Origin of the sequence: Pseudomaricurvus hydrocarbonicus (assembly GCF_011602365.1) — a bacterium.
Taxonomy (GTDB): Bacteria; Pseudomonadota; Gammaproteobacteria; order Pseudomonadales; family Cellvibrionaceae; genus Pseudomaricurvus; species Pseudomaricurvus hydrocarbonicus.
Genome location: NZ_JAAONZ010000001.1, coordinates 11,753 through 26,035 on the forward strand (window position 1 = coordinate 11,753; position 14,283 = coordinate 26,035).

Sequence of the window (14,283 nt, forward strand, 5' to 3'; positions counted from 1 at the left end):
TCTTAGCAAAAAATACGGACTTTGAACATGCAACACCGATACGGTATTATTACAGTGATTTTTTCTACTTTTCTGTTTGGCGCAGAAGGCGTGTATTCGCAAACTTTACCCAAGCCACCAGATGATCAAGCGAAAATCACTTTGGCACTGGACCATGCCGACATTCTTGACCTCATACAGTGGGCTCGGGAAGTAACTCATAAAAGCATCATTGTTCACCCAAACGTTAAAGGCAAGGTCACAGTTTTGTCAGGTTCCCCCATGACTACTGGCGAGGCCTATGAAGTCTTTCTTTCTGCTCTGCAAGTCCATGGTTTCGCCATTGTCGAAAGCGGAAACGCTCTGAAAATCATTCCTGACGCCCTTGCCAAACAGTCTTCTGTGCCTGTCATCAACAATGGTCCAGACAACAAAACACCTCCGGAAGAGGTAGTGGTTAAGGTGGTAAAGGTTAAAAACATATCGGCCACCCAACTGGTCAATCTGCTGCGTCCCCTGGTACCACAAGTCGGTCATTTGGCCGCCTACCCAACTACAAATGCCCTGATCATTGCCGATCGCGCCAACAACATCTCCAAGATAACCGGCATCATCAAACGTCTGGATACCGGCAACACGGTGGATATTGAATTGCTACCCCTGGAATTTGCCAGTGCGAAAGACGTCGCCAACGTCATTAACAAACTCCTGCCTCAACCTCAGGGGAAAAAAGAAGAAGTGAGCACTGTGCAATTGGCGGTGGATGAGCGCTCTAACAGTCTGCTGCTTACTGGCGACATTGCTACCCGCAGTCAAATCCGCAAATTGGTACAGAGGCTGGATCAACCTCTGACAGGTGATGGCAACACCCAGGTATTCTATCTGAACTACAGCAATGCGGCCGAGTTGGTGCCCATCTTGGAAAGCACCGCAGGCAGCCTGAAAAAAAATCAAAAAGATCAAGGCGCCATGACCACTGAAATTGGCATCCAGGCCAGTGAAGCTCTCAATGCCCTGGTCATCACCGCCCCCCCCGCAATGCTCAATACTATGAAAGGCGTCATCGCCAAACTGGACCGTCGCCGCGCTCAGGTACTGGTGGAAGCATTGATTGTGGAAGTGGGTGAAGAGCTGGGTAAAGATCTGGGCGTTGAATGGATGGCACACAACAGTGATACCAGCCTTGGATTTCGCTCATTCCCCCTCACACCAAAGCTCAATATTGATCAGGACGGTAATTTGGGCACGCTCGGTTCCGGCTTTTCATTTGGCTATTTTCGTGGTGGGGATATGCGAGCATTGATTAATGCCCTGGCGACTGAATCCAACGCCAACATCCTCTCTACCCCCACGATTATGGCGCTGGATAATGAAGAGGCAAGGATTCTTGTGGGTGAAAATGTCCCCTTTATTACCGGCAGTGAAGCGCGAGCAAATGATGATCCGTTCCAGACCATTGAGCGCCAGGATGTCGGAATCACCCTTAAAGTCAAACCCCGAGTCAATAACAACAATTCCGTCACACTGGAAATAGAACAGAGTGTAGAAAGCATTCGTGATAGTACCGATGTCAATGCCTCCGACATCATTACCAGCAAGCGAGAAATCAAAACCCGTGTGCTGGTGGACAACGAGCAGACACTCGTACTCGGCGGCCTGATCCGGGATGAAGTTCAAGAGACCGAAAACAAAGTGCCCATTCTGGGCAGCATCCCGGTTCTTGGACGCCTCTTTAAAAGCACCAGCAGCAACACCATCAAACGCAATCTGATGGTGTTTATCCAGCCAACCATTCTTAATGATAGCGCTGCAAGCTTTGAGGTGACGCGCGAGCGCTATGAACGCATTCGCAGCGAACAGGGCGCCTTCCGTGAGCGGGTAGATTCCTTCTTCGTGCCAAACCCTATTCCCCAACTGCCAGAAATTACCGCGCCAAAGCCCAGTCAGCCCCCAGGTGTCATTATACGTGCCAAATCAAAAGCGGATGCCCCAGATGCCCCCGATCCCTGAAACGATACTGAAATTGCCATTTGGATTTGCCAAACGCAACCAGGTTGTCCTCAATGGTGCAGACGGTAACAATCTGTTGTGCGTGAAGCTGCCTCCCCTGGAAGTCTTGTCTGAAGCCCAACGTCATCTCGGCAGACCGCTGCACATCACTCCCATCACGGCCGAAGAGTTTCACACCGCCTTGGCCAAAACCTACGAAAGAGATTCCAGCGAAGCCATGCAAATGGTAGAAGATCTGGGCGGTGATCTTGACCTTGCAAGCCTTGCCAACGCTGTACCTGAATCCGAGGACCTACTGGAACAGGAAGACGACGCACCGATTATCCGACTCATCAACGCCCTGTTGTCCGAAGCCATCAAGCTCAACGCCTCCGACATTCACATCGAAACCTTTGAAAGCCGGCTAATCGTGCGCTTTCGCATTGATGGGTTATTGCGCGAAGTTGTACAACCTAAGCGCGAATTAGCGCCCTTGTTAGTCTCGCGCATTAAAGTCATGTCAAAGCTAGACATTGCGGAGAAACGAGTGCCGCAGGATGGTCGTATCTCATTGCGGGTGGGTGGACGAGAGGTCGATGTCCGCGTATCGACCATGCCATCGAGTAACGGTGAGCGCGTCGTGTTACGCCTGCTGGACAAACAGGCCGGTCGGCTGAAACTCAGCAATATGGGCATGCAACCGCAGGATGAAGCACGGCTAACCGAGTTGTTGCACAAGCCTCACGGTATTCTACTGGTCACCGGCCCAACCGGCTCAGGTAAGACCACCACGCTGTATGCCAGCCTGGCCAGTATCAATCAAGCTGACAAAAACATCCTAACCGTCGAAGATCCGATCGAATACAACCTTGAAGGCATCGGCCAAACACAGGTCAATCTTAAAGCCGGTATGACCTTTGCCCGCGGCCTACGGGCCATGTTACGCCAAGATCCGGATGTGGTGATGGTGGGCGAGATCCGGGATAAAGAAACGGTTGAGATTGCCATACAGGCCAGTTTGACCGGCCATCTGGTCCTCTCAACCCTGCACACCAACACCGCTGTAGGTGCTGTAACCCGACTGGTGGATATGGGTATCGAGCCCTTTTTACTGTCCTCCAGCTTGATTGGTGTCATCGCTCAGCGTCTGGTCCGGCTGCTATGCCCGTACTGTAAATCCTCCTACACGGCAGACCAAGCCGAATGCGAGTTACTCCAGGTTTCCCTCGAGCAGTCTCCCTTGCTCTATCACGCCAATGGCTGTGAACACTGTAACCGACTGGGCTACAGAGGCCGCACAGGCATTTACGAAATCATTGCTGTTGATGAAGGCATGCGCGCACTGATTCACAATCGCGCATCTGAAGCAGAATTGGTGAGCTATGCCCGTCAATCCAGCCCCAGTATTCGCAGCGATGGCCGCACCCGTATTCTCAAAGGGCAGACCACAGTGGAAGAAGTCCTGCGTGTGACACACGAGGATTAATTATTATGGCAGCCTATGACTACAAAGCACTGACCCTGGACGGCAAGTCACGTAAAGGCGTCATCGAAGCCGACAGTCCGCGCCAGGCTCGCCAGTTACTGCGTGATAAACAACTGACGCCCTTAACTCTAGTCGAAGGCCGCGAAGATCGGAACAGGCATTCATCAGCTGGCCCAGGTAAACCGTTCGCGGCAACACTACTGTCACCCGGCCTGCCCAGCAAAACTCTGGCCTTGATAACACGCCAGATGGCCACTCTGATTCAGGCAGGTCTGCCACTGGAAGAGGTTTTGCAGGCCGTTGCTCAGCAAACTGAAAATCAACGCGTAAAAAGTATCATGCTTGCGGTGCGCAGCAAGGTGCTGGAGGGGCATACCCTGGCCCACAGTCTGGCCCAATATCCCCGCGCTTTTCCAAATTTGTACCGCGCCACGGTGTCGGCCGGCGAACACTCAGGCCACCTTGACAAGGTGATGAACCGACTGGCCGACCATACTGAAGAGAGTCAGCAATTCAAACAAAAAATTCAAATGGCCATGATCTACCCCTGCTTACTGATTGTGCTGTCGATGACGATGGTCACCGGTTTGATGATTTACATTGTGCCAGATGTCATCAAGGTTTTTGTCGGTTCGGGGCAGGAATTGCCTACACTGACTCGGGGCTTGGTGGCGCTGAGCCATTTTATCAGCCATTACGGCTGGCTGCTGTTGCTGTTGGCAGCAATAACCGTTGTTGCAATTACACAACTGTTAAAACGCGAAACCATGCGCCTGCATTTTCACCACTGGCTGCTAAACGCCAGCTTTATCCAGCGATTCAGTCGCGGCTTTAACACCACTCGTTATGCAAGTACCCTCAGCATTCTCACCAACAGCGGACTGCCGTTGGTGGAATCTATGAAAATCAGTTGTGACGTACTCAGCAACGACTTTCTTAAGCAACAATTGCATATCGCCACCCAACGGGTACAGGAAGGCAGCAGTTTGCATCATGCCCTAAAAGAAACTGGTTACTTCCCACCCATGGTATTGCACATGATTGCCAGCGGCGAATCCAGTGGCGAACTGGACACCATGCTTGAGCGCACTGCCGTCTATCAGGCCCGTGATTTACAAAACCTGGTCACCGTACTGGTGGGTCTGTTTGAACCCGCCATGCTGCTGTTTATGGGAGTGGCTGTGTTACTGATTGTGATGGCCATTCTTTTACCAATTTTAAACATGAATCAATTGGTGGGTTAATAGGAGTACATAATGAAAAGACACACAAAGACAACAACCAATACCACAAAAAAGAATGCTCTCAGTCAGATGCGGCAAAAGGGATTTACCCTGATCGAAATTATGGTGGTGGTCGTGATCCTGGGTATTCTCGCGGCCCTGGTGGTCCCCAACATTATCGGGCGCCCTGGCGAAGCCCGCATGACGGCTGCCAGAAGCGACATTAACAGCATCGGCAATGCGCTCGACCTCTACAAGCTGGACAATCACACCTACCCCTCGACCGATCAGGGATTGGAAGCCTTGGTCACTAAACCCAGCGGTTTCCCGGAGCCCGCCAACTGGAACCCCCAAGGTTACCTGAAATCGCTGCCGAAAGATCCCTGGGGCAATGATTACCTGTATGTCAGCCCAGGTAATAAGAGCGCATACGATCTCTACTCCCTCGGCGCGGATAACCGAGAAGGTGGCGAAGATGAGAATGCCGATATCTATAATTAACGCTACTTGTTGACGATTGAGTCATGCGAGCGTTCATCCGTCCCATCTCACCCAGGCACAGCCGAGGTTTTACCCTGCTTGAAATCCTGTTGGTGGTGATCATCATTGGTGTGATGGCCAGTCTCGCACTACTGGCAATCGGTGGCAACGATAGCCGACTATTGCAACAGGAAGCCAGTCGGCTGCAACAACGTTTACTACTGGCGCAAAATGAAGCGGTTTTCAATCAATGCAATCTTGGCCTTCAATTTACCGACAGCGGCTATACCTTTTTACACTTCGACGAGACTCAAGCAGATTGGCAAAAACTCAATGAATCCGGTCTGACACCCTATCAGTTTGAACTGCCCATACACCTGCGCCTGGAGCTGGAGGGCAAGGTGCTGCAGCTCCAACCCCAAAGCCAGGGTAATCGTAGTAATGGTAGTAATAGTGAACGGCTAAGGCCACAGGTTCTGTTATTAGCTGACGGCGAAATTTCGGCCTTTACCCTGACAATGAGTCTGAAAGGCGTTCAGCGCCCCGATCAGCAACGCCAGCAGCTGAGCAGTGACGGCTTTTCACCCATTAGCCGTCAGGCTTTACCCTAGGAGGGTCATCTTGTGGACAGCTCTACGAATCGTGGCTTTACGCTGCTGGAGGTGATGATAGCCCTAATCATCTTTGCCATCTGTGCCACCACCCTCATTCAACAAAGCGGTCGCAGCTTGCGACAGGCGAGTTTTCTGGAGAGCCGCACGCTCGCCAACTGGATTGCGGAGAACGAATTGGACCAACTGCGCCTGGAGCAACAATTCCCCGCTGTTGGCAAAACATCGCGACTGCTGGTTTTTGGTCTGCGCCAGTGGAACGTCATTCGTGATATCAGTAAGACCGCCCACCCGGACCTGCGACGGGTGGTTATTCATGTTCAGCGGGCAAAGCCCGACAAGACGCAGTCGTCTCAGGAAATGAGCGAAGGATATCGACTCACGAGCTTTTTAGGGCGTTACTGATGTTATCGAACACTGTGACTCACACTAAAATCACCACAGACTTGGGTCGGTGTAATGGTTTCACCCTGTTGGAAGTTTTGATTGCACTCAGTATTTTTGCCATTCTGGGGCTCGCCTCCTACCAACTGCTGGGCACAGAAGTCCGCACCCAATTGGCACTGCAAAATCAGAGCCTCGAACAGAATCACTGGCAGCTTGGCATGATGCGACTGACACGGGATTTGCAACAGGCGGTAAACCGCGGTATTCGTGAAGATTATGGACTCCGCGAGCCTGCACTGCTCGGCAACGAGGACAGCATTATATTTACCCGACATGGCTGGGTAAATCCTCTGCAACGCAGCCGCAGCGATTTGCAAAGGGTGGCCTATCGGATTCAGCAAGACACCGATGGTCAACCCTACCTGCAGCGCAGTTTCTGGTTTTATCTGGACAGAGCGCCGGCCACTGAGCCCGTAAATCAACAACTACTGCCCGGTATAGAACAACTTAAACTTCGCTACTTACAAGTCGGAAGCCAAGAATGGCTGACAGTATGGCCACCTTTGAATCAAGCCACTAGTGGTCTGCCAGAAGCCATCGAAGTAACGGTACACAGTTCTGACTGGGGTGACATCCAGCGCCTAGTCACCTTACAACTGACACGGGAGAAGCTTCAATGAGATTATCAGAACCGCAAAGCAACCCTAATTCACCCTGCCCAGCCAGGCGGGAACAAGGTGTCGCGCTGATCTCCATGCTCCTGATTTTTTCACTGGTAGTGATTCTGGTCAGTACTGCCGTCAATCGCACCAGTTATGATATTCGTAAGACCAGTTACTATCTGCTTAACAGCCAGGCTTACCAATACGCGCTGGGGGGGGAGGAGCTGGCCCGACAAATTTTGTACGCAGACTGGCTTAACGACCAGAAATTGGGCCAGGGTGATTATCTTGCGGAAAGCTGGCAAATGGAAAATCTGTTTGAACCCGAAGGTGGCTTGATACAAATTCACCTCCACGACCTAAATTCCCGTTTTAACCTCAACAACCTGGTCGATAGCAACGGTCAACCTGAACAAGATGCAATCAAACAGTTTCAGCGCCTGGCAGGCGAGCTAAAGCTGACTCAAGACCACATTGCTGCCATTGTCGACTGGCTGGATTCAGACACCCAACCGCAAACGGCCAACAGCGAGGATGTCTTTTTTTTGTCTCGTGATAACGCCTATCGTAGCGCTGATGGGCCGATGAGCGACACGAGCGAACTCAATGCGCTGGATATCTTCAAGCCCGATCAGCTGGAGCGCTTATTGCAAGTTGTGGTCGCTCTCCCCTCCGGCACCAGTATTAATCCAAACACCGCCAACGAGGCAGTACTCAACAGTCTGGCTCCAGAGCTTAGCGGCGCGAAGATAATTGCGGAACGCCAGCTAATGCCGCAAGGTTTTACCAGCAACGAAGCATTTCTGCAGCACGATGTCACAAACGACGTCGACCTGTCTCACACCAACCTGAACGTTCACAGTGAATACTTCCAGGCCTCGATCGTCGCCCGTTTTCAAGAACATACGACCTACTTAACCAGCCTGTTGTATCGCAACCCTTCCACCGGTGCTGTGACCACACTGCAACGCAGTCAGATGCGCCCCCATGAGGCCCTTACCGATACGAGCAATACGTTATGAGTGAATTTCTGTTTATCCACATCACCGATTTTCCACACAATAAGGATCCATTGACCGCTGAGTTAATCCCATGTGTGATTCGCTCTTCCTCTGAGTCGGCCTGGAATGCCTGCACGCTCGCCGATATTAACTCGGACGGATTCACAAGTGTCACCGTCTACATTCCAGGCTTGCATGTACTGTCTACTCATGTATGTGTTCCAAAAGCGCAACTCAAATACCTTCCGAAAATTTTACCATTTCTGTGCGAAGAGAAACTTGCATGCGATATCGACAGTGTCCACATCGCCACAGGGCGACCACAAGGCGAACTGGTTCCCGTACGTATTACCCAGCGTTCGCTGTTGGAAGGTTTACTGAAGTGCTTGCAGGCACTGGGACTTAGTCCTGACGCTGTTTATGCCGACAACGAGCCTTTTATCAGTCTCGTGCAGGGCGACCAGCAGCTATTGTGGGTAGATGAACAAGGCAGCCTGATCATCACCCATGAGGCATCACAACCCACGCCGTTTTGCAGTATTCCCGAACAGGCCCCCACCCTGATAAATACTCTCAACACCCAGCAGCCACTCTTCGTTTACAGGCAAACACTCAGCCCAGACACTCTCAACAGCACAATCACACTGGCACTGGAAAAATTGATCAGCCAAGGTATGACAGTCGTTGAACATAGCCTCCCCCGTTCAAACGGTAACATCAGTCACTTGGCTCGCCTGGAAGCCATTGACTCCTCTCCATTGAATACAGGCATCAATTTACTCACCGGCACCTACGCACCAAACAAGACCCAAGGCACGAATGTTCGCTGGCAGCTTCTGGCTCTGACAGCCACCCTGCTGTTGGGGCTGAATGTGTTATACCTAATGGCCAGTGGCTATTTTTTTTCAGCGCGAGCCGATCAATTGCAGGCTGCCACCGAAACACTCTACCGCCAATATTTTCCGCAAGACCAACGTATCGTCAATATACGTACACAAACTCAAAACCACCTTAACAGCACCACCGGTAACGGACAGAGTGATTTTTTCGTCTTACTCAATGAGGTTCATAACGGCTGGGGGCAATTCGATAACCAATTGACGCTAAAATCGATCCGCTTTAATAAAAGTCGCCAGGAAATGCTGCTCGATATTGAAAGTGATTCCATTCAACAATTGGACCAGCTGCGTCGCTCACTGGGTGACCAGGCCGAACTACTGTCAGCCAGTGAAAGCAACCTCCCCAATAACCCCAATGGAATACGCGGCCGGCTCAAGATAGCGAAGGGATCTTAATATGGCAGACTTACAGATGACACGTTTCAAATGGCAGGCAGCGTTGCAAAATCAATTCTCGCAATGGCTTGGACGCTTTCACAAACTCTCTCATCGGGATCAAATAGCCCTCAAACTATTAGGGGCATTTGGGGGGCTGCTTTTCCTGGTGTATGGAATCCTGTTGCCCGCTTTCGACTATCATCAAAACTCCCAATACGTCTTCACCGAGCAACAGCAACTGTTTAGCTGGATGAAAGCAAAGCAACCGGCGGTTGAACAACTTCAACAAACACCTCAGTCCCCAGGCACAACTCAAAAGCCATCCCGAAAAGAGGATGAAAACCCCATCAGCCTGATCAATAATTCCGCCAAAGATTTCCAGCTAAGCATCCAGCGGTTGCAGCCAGAAGCCAATGGCAACCAGCGTATCTGGATGGAAAAAGTCAGCTTTAAGAATACCATAGAGTGGCTCAATCACTTACAAGTAAACGGTTTAGAGCTGGTTGATGTCAGCCTTGACCAGCAGCAGCCCGGCATCGTTAATGTTAGAGCTACACTTCAGAGTATGGATTAGCCTTGAAACAAGCGGGTGCTGTCGAACGAATAGATTAACGCGTCAATTTAAAACATAAATGACCGCACTTAAAACGGAAATAACCCTCAATGGCGCAGGGCTTCGAGAGAGTACGGCTCATAGATATCTGACGCTGTTATAGCTGGAATCACTCCCACTCAAGGGTCACCCGCGGCTTGCTCGATACATCGTAACTACCACGCACACACCGGATATTTCACTTTTAATGCGATTGGATACAGTTTCCAGAAATTCCCCTTTGCCCCATTCCTAATAACTCGCTTCTTTCGCTAATAGGGCCTCCTCCAGGGGGCGAGCTGCTTTGATCGAGAGCACACCGTAGGACCTGGAGCACACCCACAAAAGCACCGTGGGACACAGCACAACTAATCCCCGATCAGACCCGTATGCCAAGCTGAAAGATCAATAAACTCTACTTCATTGAGCGCCGTGGGGGTACCGGATAGCCACATCACAATTCGCTTGCCGTCGGTGAAATAGGGATCGCCCGTGAGATTGCTGCGCGGCTCATCATAGCTGGCCGCACCTACGCCCCCCACGTAGCCAAACTGTCGCAAGCCCTGAGTGTAAGCGAGATCTTCCAGCAGGAATTCGCGGGTCTCGTCTACATCAGGATCAATCTTGTGAGTGGTTATGGTTCGCGTGGTAAACCGTACCCCAATATCCCGACTGATCTGGCCGAGCCAAACCGGCTGCCCGTCGAACTGCAGCGGCGTCATCCACAAGCGCAGGTGGTTACGCTCGTGGATGCTGCTGCGAGCCCGTTGCAGAGCAACATCCTGAGCGCGGTCGAACACATACAGAGCGCTCACCGGCGAATAGCGGTAACGGCCACCGGTTAACGCCGAGACCGCTGTTTTTATCAGGCTGTTGGCGTAGATGGTTTCGGTTTCGTCCCAGCCGGCACGCATAAAGGCGTAGTAAAGATCCTGAACCTGCCCGATCAACACCAAATTGAGGGGGTCGCCGCGGTCCTCTCCCTCCCCGTCGCGCACACAGCAGGGCATGCTCTCCAGCGCGGCCACCAGATCCGGTAGCGCCAGTTCACGGATCTCTTCTTGGCTATAAAGTGCATCGCGATCAAAATCATGATGATCCAGCTGCAAGCCGGGCACCGGGACGAAAAAGCTCATCTGCGAAACGGCGGTATCGCTGAACACATCCACGTTAAACGATTTGGTGCCCTCATCCACCCGAGTGAACACATATCCCGCTCGCTGCGAACGCGGCGGAATCTCAATGCGCCGTATGGCGGCATTCTCAAGTAGGGTTGTTCCCAGGGACTGGCCCGCGGCAAGTACCCTCTGCAACGCTTCTCGCGGGGCGTAGTACGCATGGTCGATGCCCATCGGCGAGAGAAATACCGGCACCTCGCCATCATTGCGCAAGCTCACCCAAACTGGCTGGATATTCTGTGCGTAGAGGTCAGCACCGAACAACTCACGCACTTCCGTCGCGTCGGGCACCGCAACATTGACCGTGATGTCACCTTGCGTACGCTTTTGCAAACGATCATTGGGTGGTGGCACAGGTGCACCAACGGCCATCATTGCATGACTCAGCAACAACAGCTGCACAACAATGCGCAGAGTGTAACTCATTGCATTGTCTCCTCGTCGGGCGGTTCAATGCCACCGTAAAGCAACTCAACGCCACCCAGTGGTACCGGCGATTCCGAAACCCGAAGCACGTGTCGATAGCCGTTGGTAAAATAGCCTACGCCATCGAACGTCAGCTCGGGCCGACTCACACTGGAAGCCCCTACGCCGGTAACGATACCAAAACCGGACAGCGACTGACTGTACCAGAGGTTCTGTAACAGAAATCGCTGTGCCTCATCGATATCGGCGGCGACACTCTCGCGGATAAAACGTGACAGGAACTCGGAATTACGCAGTGCCTCGTTCTGCGCGATCCCGCTCAACAAGCGCTGTGCGAGCTCCCGGTAATAGACCTGCCCCACCCAGATCGACTCACCCTCGAGGGTCCAGGGAGCCAACCACAGATGCAGGTTGAGCGATTCATTGCCGTCAGGGCGACTCCGATAGAAGACCGCGTCCGGTGAACGCCCGGCAAAGCGATGTTCGCGCGCGCCCTTCAACAGAGAGGCATCTGCGCGGGTTTCCAACCAGCCGCCCCGCAGCAAACTGCGACGCAGTGCGAGTGTGGTGCCCACCATGACCACATTGAGCGGTCCACCGTTGTCACCGGCAGCTGGCCCGCCGGCACAACACGACAACTCAGTCTCAAGCACTGTGCGCAGGCTCATAAAATCCAGTTCACGCAGGCGCTCGGGGGGATACAATTGGGAAAAATCGACCCGTGTGTAGTCAGCGGTAAAGCCGGGTAAGGGCACAAAAAAAGTAAACGTGTGGCCACGGCCCTTGCGGAACACATCGACATTGAAGCCCTTGGTGCCCGGCCGGTGGCGGGTGTAAACAAAGCCCGAGCGGCGCTCACCCGCCGGTAAGAGTCGCGGCAGGCCATGACGATAAAACCAGCGTTGCATGGCCTCGTAGCCCTCACCACTGTATGCGCCGCGATTCATGTAAGCGACCTCAATCGGCGAAAAGTATTCGCTGTCGATGCTGCGCAAAACAACGCGCAGGGGACTGTCACCGTGATTCTGAATGTCCAGCCACACGGGCTGGATACCCTGGTCGTAGAGGTCGATCCCCGTCAATTCCTCGGTCTCAACGGCGTCAGGCACCGCAGCGCTGATCGTAATATCGCTTTGACTTTGGCTGAGGGCACGGGACAAATACGCAGCCGAAACCGGATCAGTGCCGCGATACCCCTGTATGCCACACCCCGCACACAGCAGACACAGCAGCCATACCAACCCGCGCAGCTCAACTTGTACTTTTCTTATGTATGTTCTCAATACTGGTCCCGGGGCCCAAGCTTCATGATCACGTTCATCACCCGCTGCAGGCCATCTCTCGCGGGTTGTGAATCTCTGGTTTCCTCACTGTTACGCCATTGCAGATCGCCGCTATCGTCCAAGGTGACATGCCAGGCATTCTCACCCGACATGTCGCGTTCTATCACGGCCGCCATATCCTCGGCCAGTCCCGGGGAATCGACGATAGCGCCCATCTCCGTGTTGATCTTTGCCGAGCGTGGATCGAGGTTCATGGAGCCCACGAACACATATCGACGGTCGACCACCGCAGTTTTACTGTGCAAGCCGGAAAACTCAGCCTGCGCCGGAGGCACGTCGATCACACTGGACTGAATTGCGGGGTGGGCACGAAACTCGTAGAGATCGACCCCGGCGCCTATCAGTTCATCGCGCCAGGGTTCATAGTGACTGTTGACCGCAGGCACATCGTGGGAGGCCAGCGAGTTGGTCAGCATACGAACATCCACGCCACGCTGGTCCAGCTCACTCATAAACTCAATGGCCCGGCGAGAGGGGATGATGTAGGCATTCATCACCAATAACTCGCGCCGGGCGCGTCCGAACAGGTTGAACATGCTGGAAATCAGGGTCTGGTCGATACTATCGGTAGCCGTGGTATCGTAGATCAATTCGCTGGTGCCGATACGCAACTGCGCCGCCTGGGCACGCATCTCCTGCGACCAGTCGCGAGGCTGACGAGGGAATTGGGCCAACTGCGGGGCGTTGGCGCTGCTGTCACGGACGGCCTGCCACTGCTCTCGGGCCACTTCCGGGTCCGGCGACACCGTCAAATTCTGCGCCGAAACCACCCAGTCGCTGTTCCAGAAGCTGTCGAACATGCCCCCCGCCTGCTCCGCGATATGCCCCAGGCCGAGCAGGTCCGTGTCGTGAAAGTTGTAGACGTCATTCAAACCAAAGTAGTGATCGCCAATATTGCGGCCGCCAATGATTACCGCGCGGCCGTCGACAATCAGCAACTTGTCGTGCATACGGGTATTGAGTCGCTCCATTTCCACCAGCAGCTGCGCGGCTCGCTCCACCAAACTGCCGCGATCGGTCCAGGGATTAAAAATACGGAACTCGATATTCGGCTGCGCTTCAAGGTTAGCAATCAACTGGTCATGCCCCTGCAACAGCAGATCATCGACGATCAGACGCACCCTGACCCCGCGCTGAGCTGCCAGCACCGCTCTTTCCAGCAACAAATTGCCGCTGGCATCGGGATACCAGAGGTAAGTCTGGATATCCAGTGAGGACACTGCTGAGTCGATCAGCGCCAGCCGCCAGTACAAGCTGGAGCGGCTATCGTCGAGAATCCGGAAACCCGACGTTGCCTCGCCGTGCCTGGCCTGCAGCTCACGACCCAGCTCCGCCAGTAAGCCCTCCTGTGCCGGCGGGAGCGCATAACCCGGGAGCGAAGTGGAAATGTCGTCCTTGAGGCTGGCGCCGGAGCAGCCCACCAGCAGGGTTAAAAACCCAATACTGCAAAAGAAGAGAATACGGCAACGACGCAGCGAAGTCGGAGTAAGGGCAAGTCGCATCTGCAGGCTCCATGCGTCCAGTGTATTGTGCTAAATCTATTAAATAGGTACTAAGTAGATAGCAGAGCCCGCGCACTACTTCCAGTTCGGCGCCATTCAGTGACTCAGCCCCCCTCCTCGGCAACTCAATGCGAGCCACTTCTGACA

Annotated in this window: 13 protein-coding genes; 10 read left to right on the top strand and 3 right to left on the bottom strand. The window is 53.2% G+C overall.

The window, feature by feature from the left end; genetic code table 11:
* The first annotated feature begins 27 nt into the window (after positions 1–27).
* The 10 genes from gspD to gspM are packed head-to-tail and all read left to right on the top strand — an operon-like array spanning position 28 to position 9,669.
* Positions 28–1,989: a type II secretion system secretin GspD gene (gene gspD / locus G8770_RS00040; protein ID WP_167180466.1), complete on the top strand. Its 1,962-nt coding sequence runs from the start codon at positions 28–30 to the stop codon at positions 1,987–1,989.
* Positions 1,973–3,454 (top strand): type II secretion system ATPase GspE, encoded by a 1,482-nt coding sequence (gene gspE / locus G8770_RS00045; RefSeq protein ID WP_167180468.1) that lies wholly within the window; start codon positions 1,973–1,975, stop codon positions 3,452–3,454. Before gspD ends, gspE begins: the two co-directional genes overlap by 17 nt.
* Positions 3,455–3,459: 5 nt before the next feature.
* Positions 3,460–4,698 (top strand): type II secretion system inner membrane protein GspF, encoded by a 1,239-nt coding sequence (gene gspF / locus G8770_RS00050; RefSeq protein ID WP_167180470.1) that lies wholly within the window; start codon positions 3,460–3,462, stop codon positions 4,696–4,698.
* A 12-nt stretch (positions 4,699–4,710) separates the two neighbouring features.
* The gene (gene gspG, locus G8770_RS00055; RefSeq protein ID WP_208021951.1) at positions 4,711–5,178 is read left to right on the top strand and encodes a type II secretion system major pseudopilin GspG; all 468 of its coding nucleotides are present in this window, start codon (positions 4,711–4,713) and stop codon (positions 5,176–5,178) included.
* A gap of 23 nt (positions 5,179–5,201) precedes the next feature.
* A complete protein-coding gene (gspH, locus tag G8770_RS00060; RefSeq protein ID WP_167180472.1) occupies positions 5,202–5,768 on the top strand; it encodes a type II secretion system minor pseudopilin GspH in 567 nt (188 codons plus the stop codon).
* 12 nt (positions 5,769–5,780) lie between these two features.
* Positions 5,781–6,173, top strand: coding sequence for a type II secretion system minor pseudopilin GspI (gene gspI / locus G8770_RS00065; RefSeq protein WP_167180474.1), 393 nt, complete (start codon positions 5,781–5,783; stop codon positions 6,171–6,173).
* Positions 6,173–6,835 carry a type II secretion system minor pseudopilin GspJ gene (gene gspJ / locus G8770_RS00070; RefSeq protein WP_167180477.1) on the top strand — a complete coding sequence of 221 codons (663 nt, stop codon included), beginning with the start codon at positions 6,173–6,175 and terminating at the stop codon, positions 6,833–6,835. The genes gspI and gspJ overlap by 1 nt, the downstream gene beginning before the upstream one ends.
* Positions 6,832–7,839 (top strand): type II secretion system minor pseudopilin GspK, encoded by a 1,008-nt coding sequence (gene gspK / locus G8770_RS00075; protein ID WP_167180479.1) that lies wholly within the window; start codon positions 6,832–6,834, stop codon positions 7,837–7,839. The genes gspJ and gspK overlap by 4 nt, the downstream gene beginning before the upstream one ends.
* Positions 7,836–9,113 (top strand): type II secretion system protein GspL, encoded by a 1,278-nt coding sequence (gene gspL / locus G8770_RS00080; RefSeq protein ID WP_167180481.1) that lies wholly within the window; start codon positions 7,836–7,838, stop codon positions 9,111–9,113. Before gspK ends, gspL begins: the two co-directional genes overlap by 4 nt.
* A gap of 1 nt (position 9,114) precedes the next feature.
* A complete protein-coding gene (gspM, locus tag G8770_RS00085; protein WP_167180483.1) occupies positions 9,115–9,669 on the top strand; it encodes a type II secretion system protein GspM in 555 nt (184 codons plus the stop codon).
* Between the two features lie 386 nt (positions 9,670–10,055).
* Here gspM and G8770_RS00090 read toward each other — a convergent pair whose 3' ends face one another.
* The 3 genes from G8770_RS00090 to G8770_RS00100 are packed head-to-tail and all read right to left on the bottom strand — an operon-like array spanning position 10,056 to position 14,136.
* Positions 10,056–11,291 carry an LssY C-terminal domain-containing protein gene (locus tag G8770_RS00090; protein ID WP_167180485.1) on the bottom strand — a complete coding sequence of 412 codons (1,236 nt, stop codon included), beginning with the start codon at positions 11,289–11,291 and terminating at the stop codon, positions 10,056–10,058.
* The gene (locus G8770_RS00095; RefSeq protein WP_167180487.1) at positions 11,288–12,574 is read right to left on the bottom strand and encodes a hypothetical protein; all 1,287 of its coding nucleotides are present in this window, start codon (positions 12,572–12,574) and stop codon (positions 11,288–11,290) included. Before G8770_RS00095 ends, G8770_RS00090 begins: the two co-directional genes overlap by 4 nt.
* A complete protein-coding gene (locus G8770_RS00100; RefSeq protein WP_167180489.1) occupies positions 12,571–14,136 on the bottom strand; it encodes a phospholipase D-like domain-containing protein in 1,566 nt (521 codons plus the stop codon). The genes G8770_RS00095 and G8770_RS00100 overlap by 4 nt, the downstream gene beginning before the upstream one ends.
* Positions 14,137–14,283: the final 147 nt, after the last annotated feature.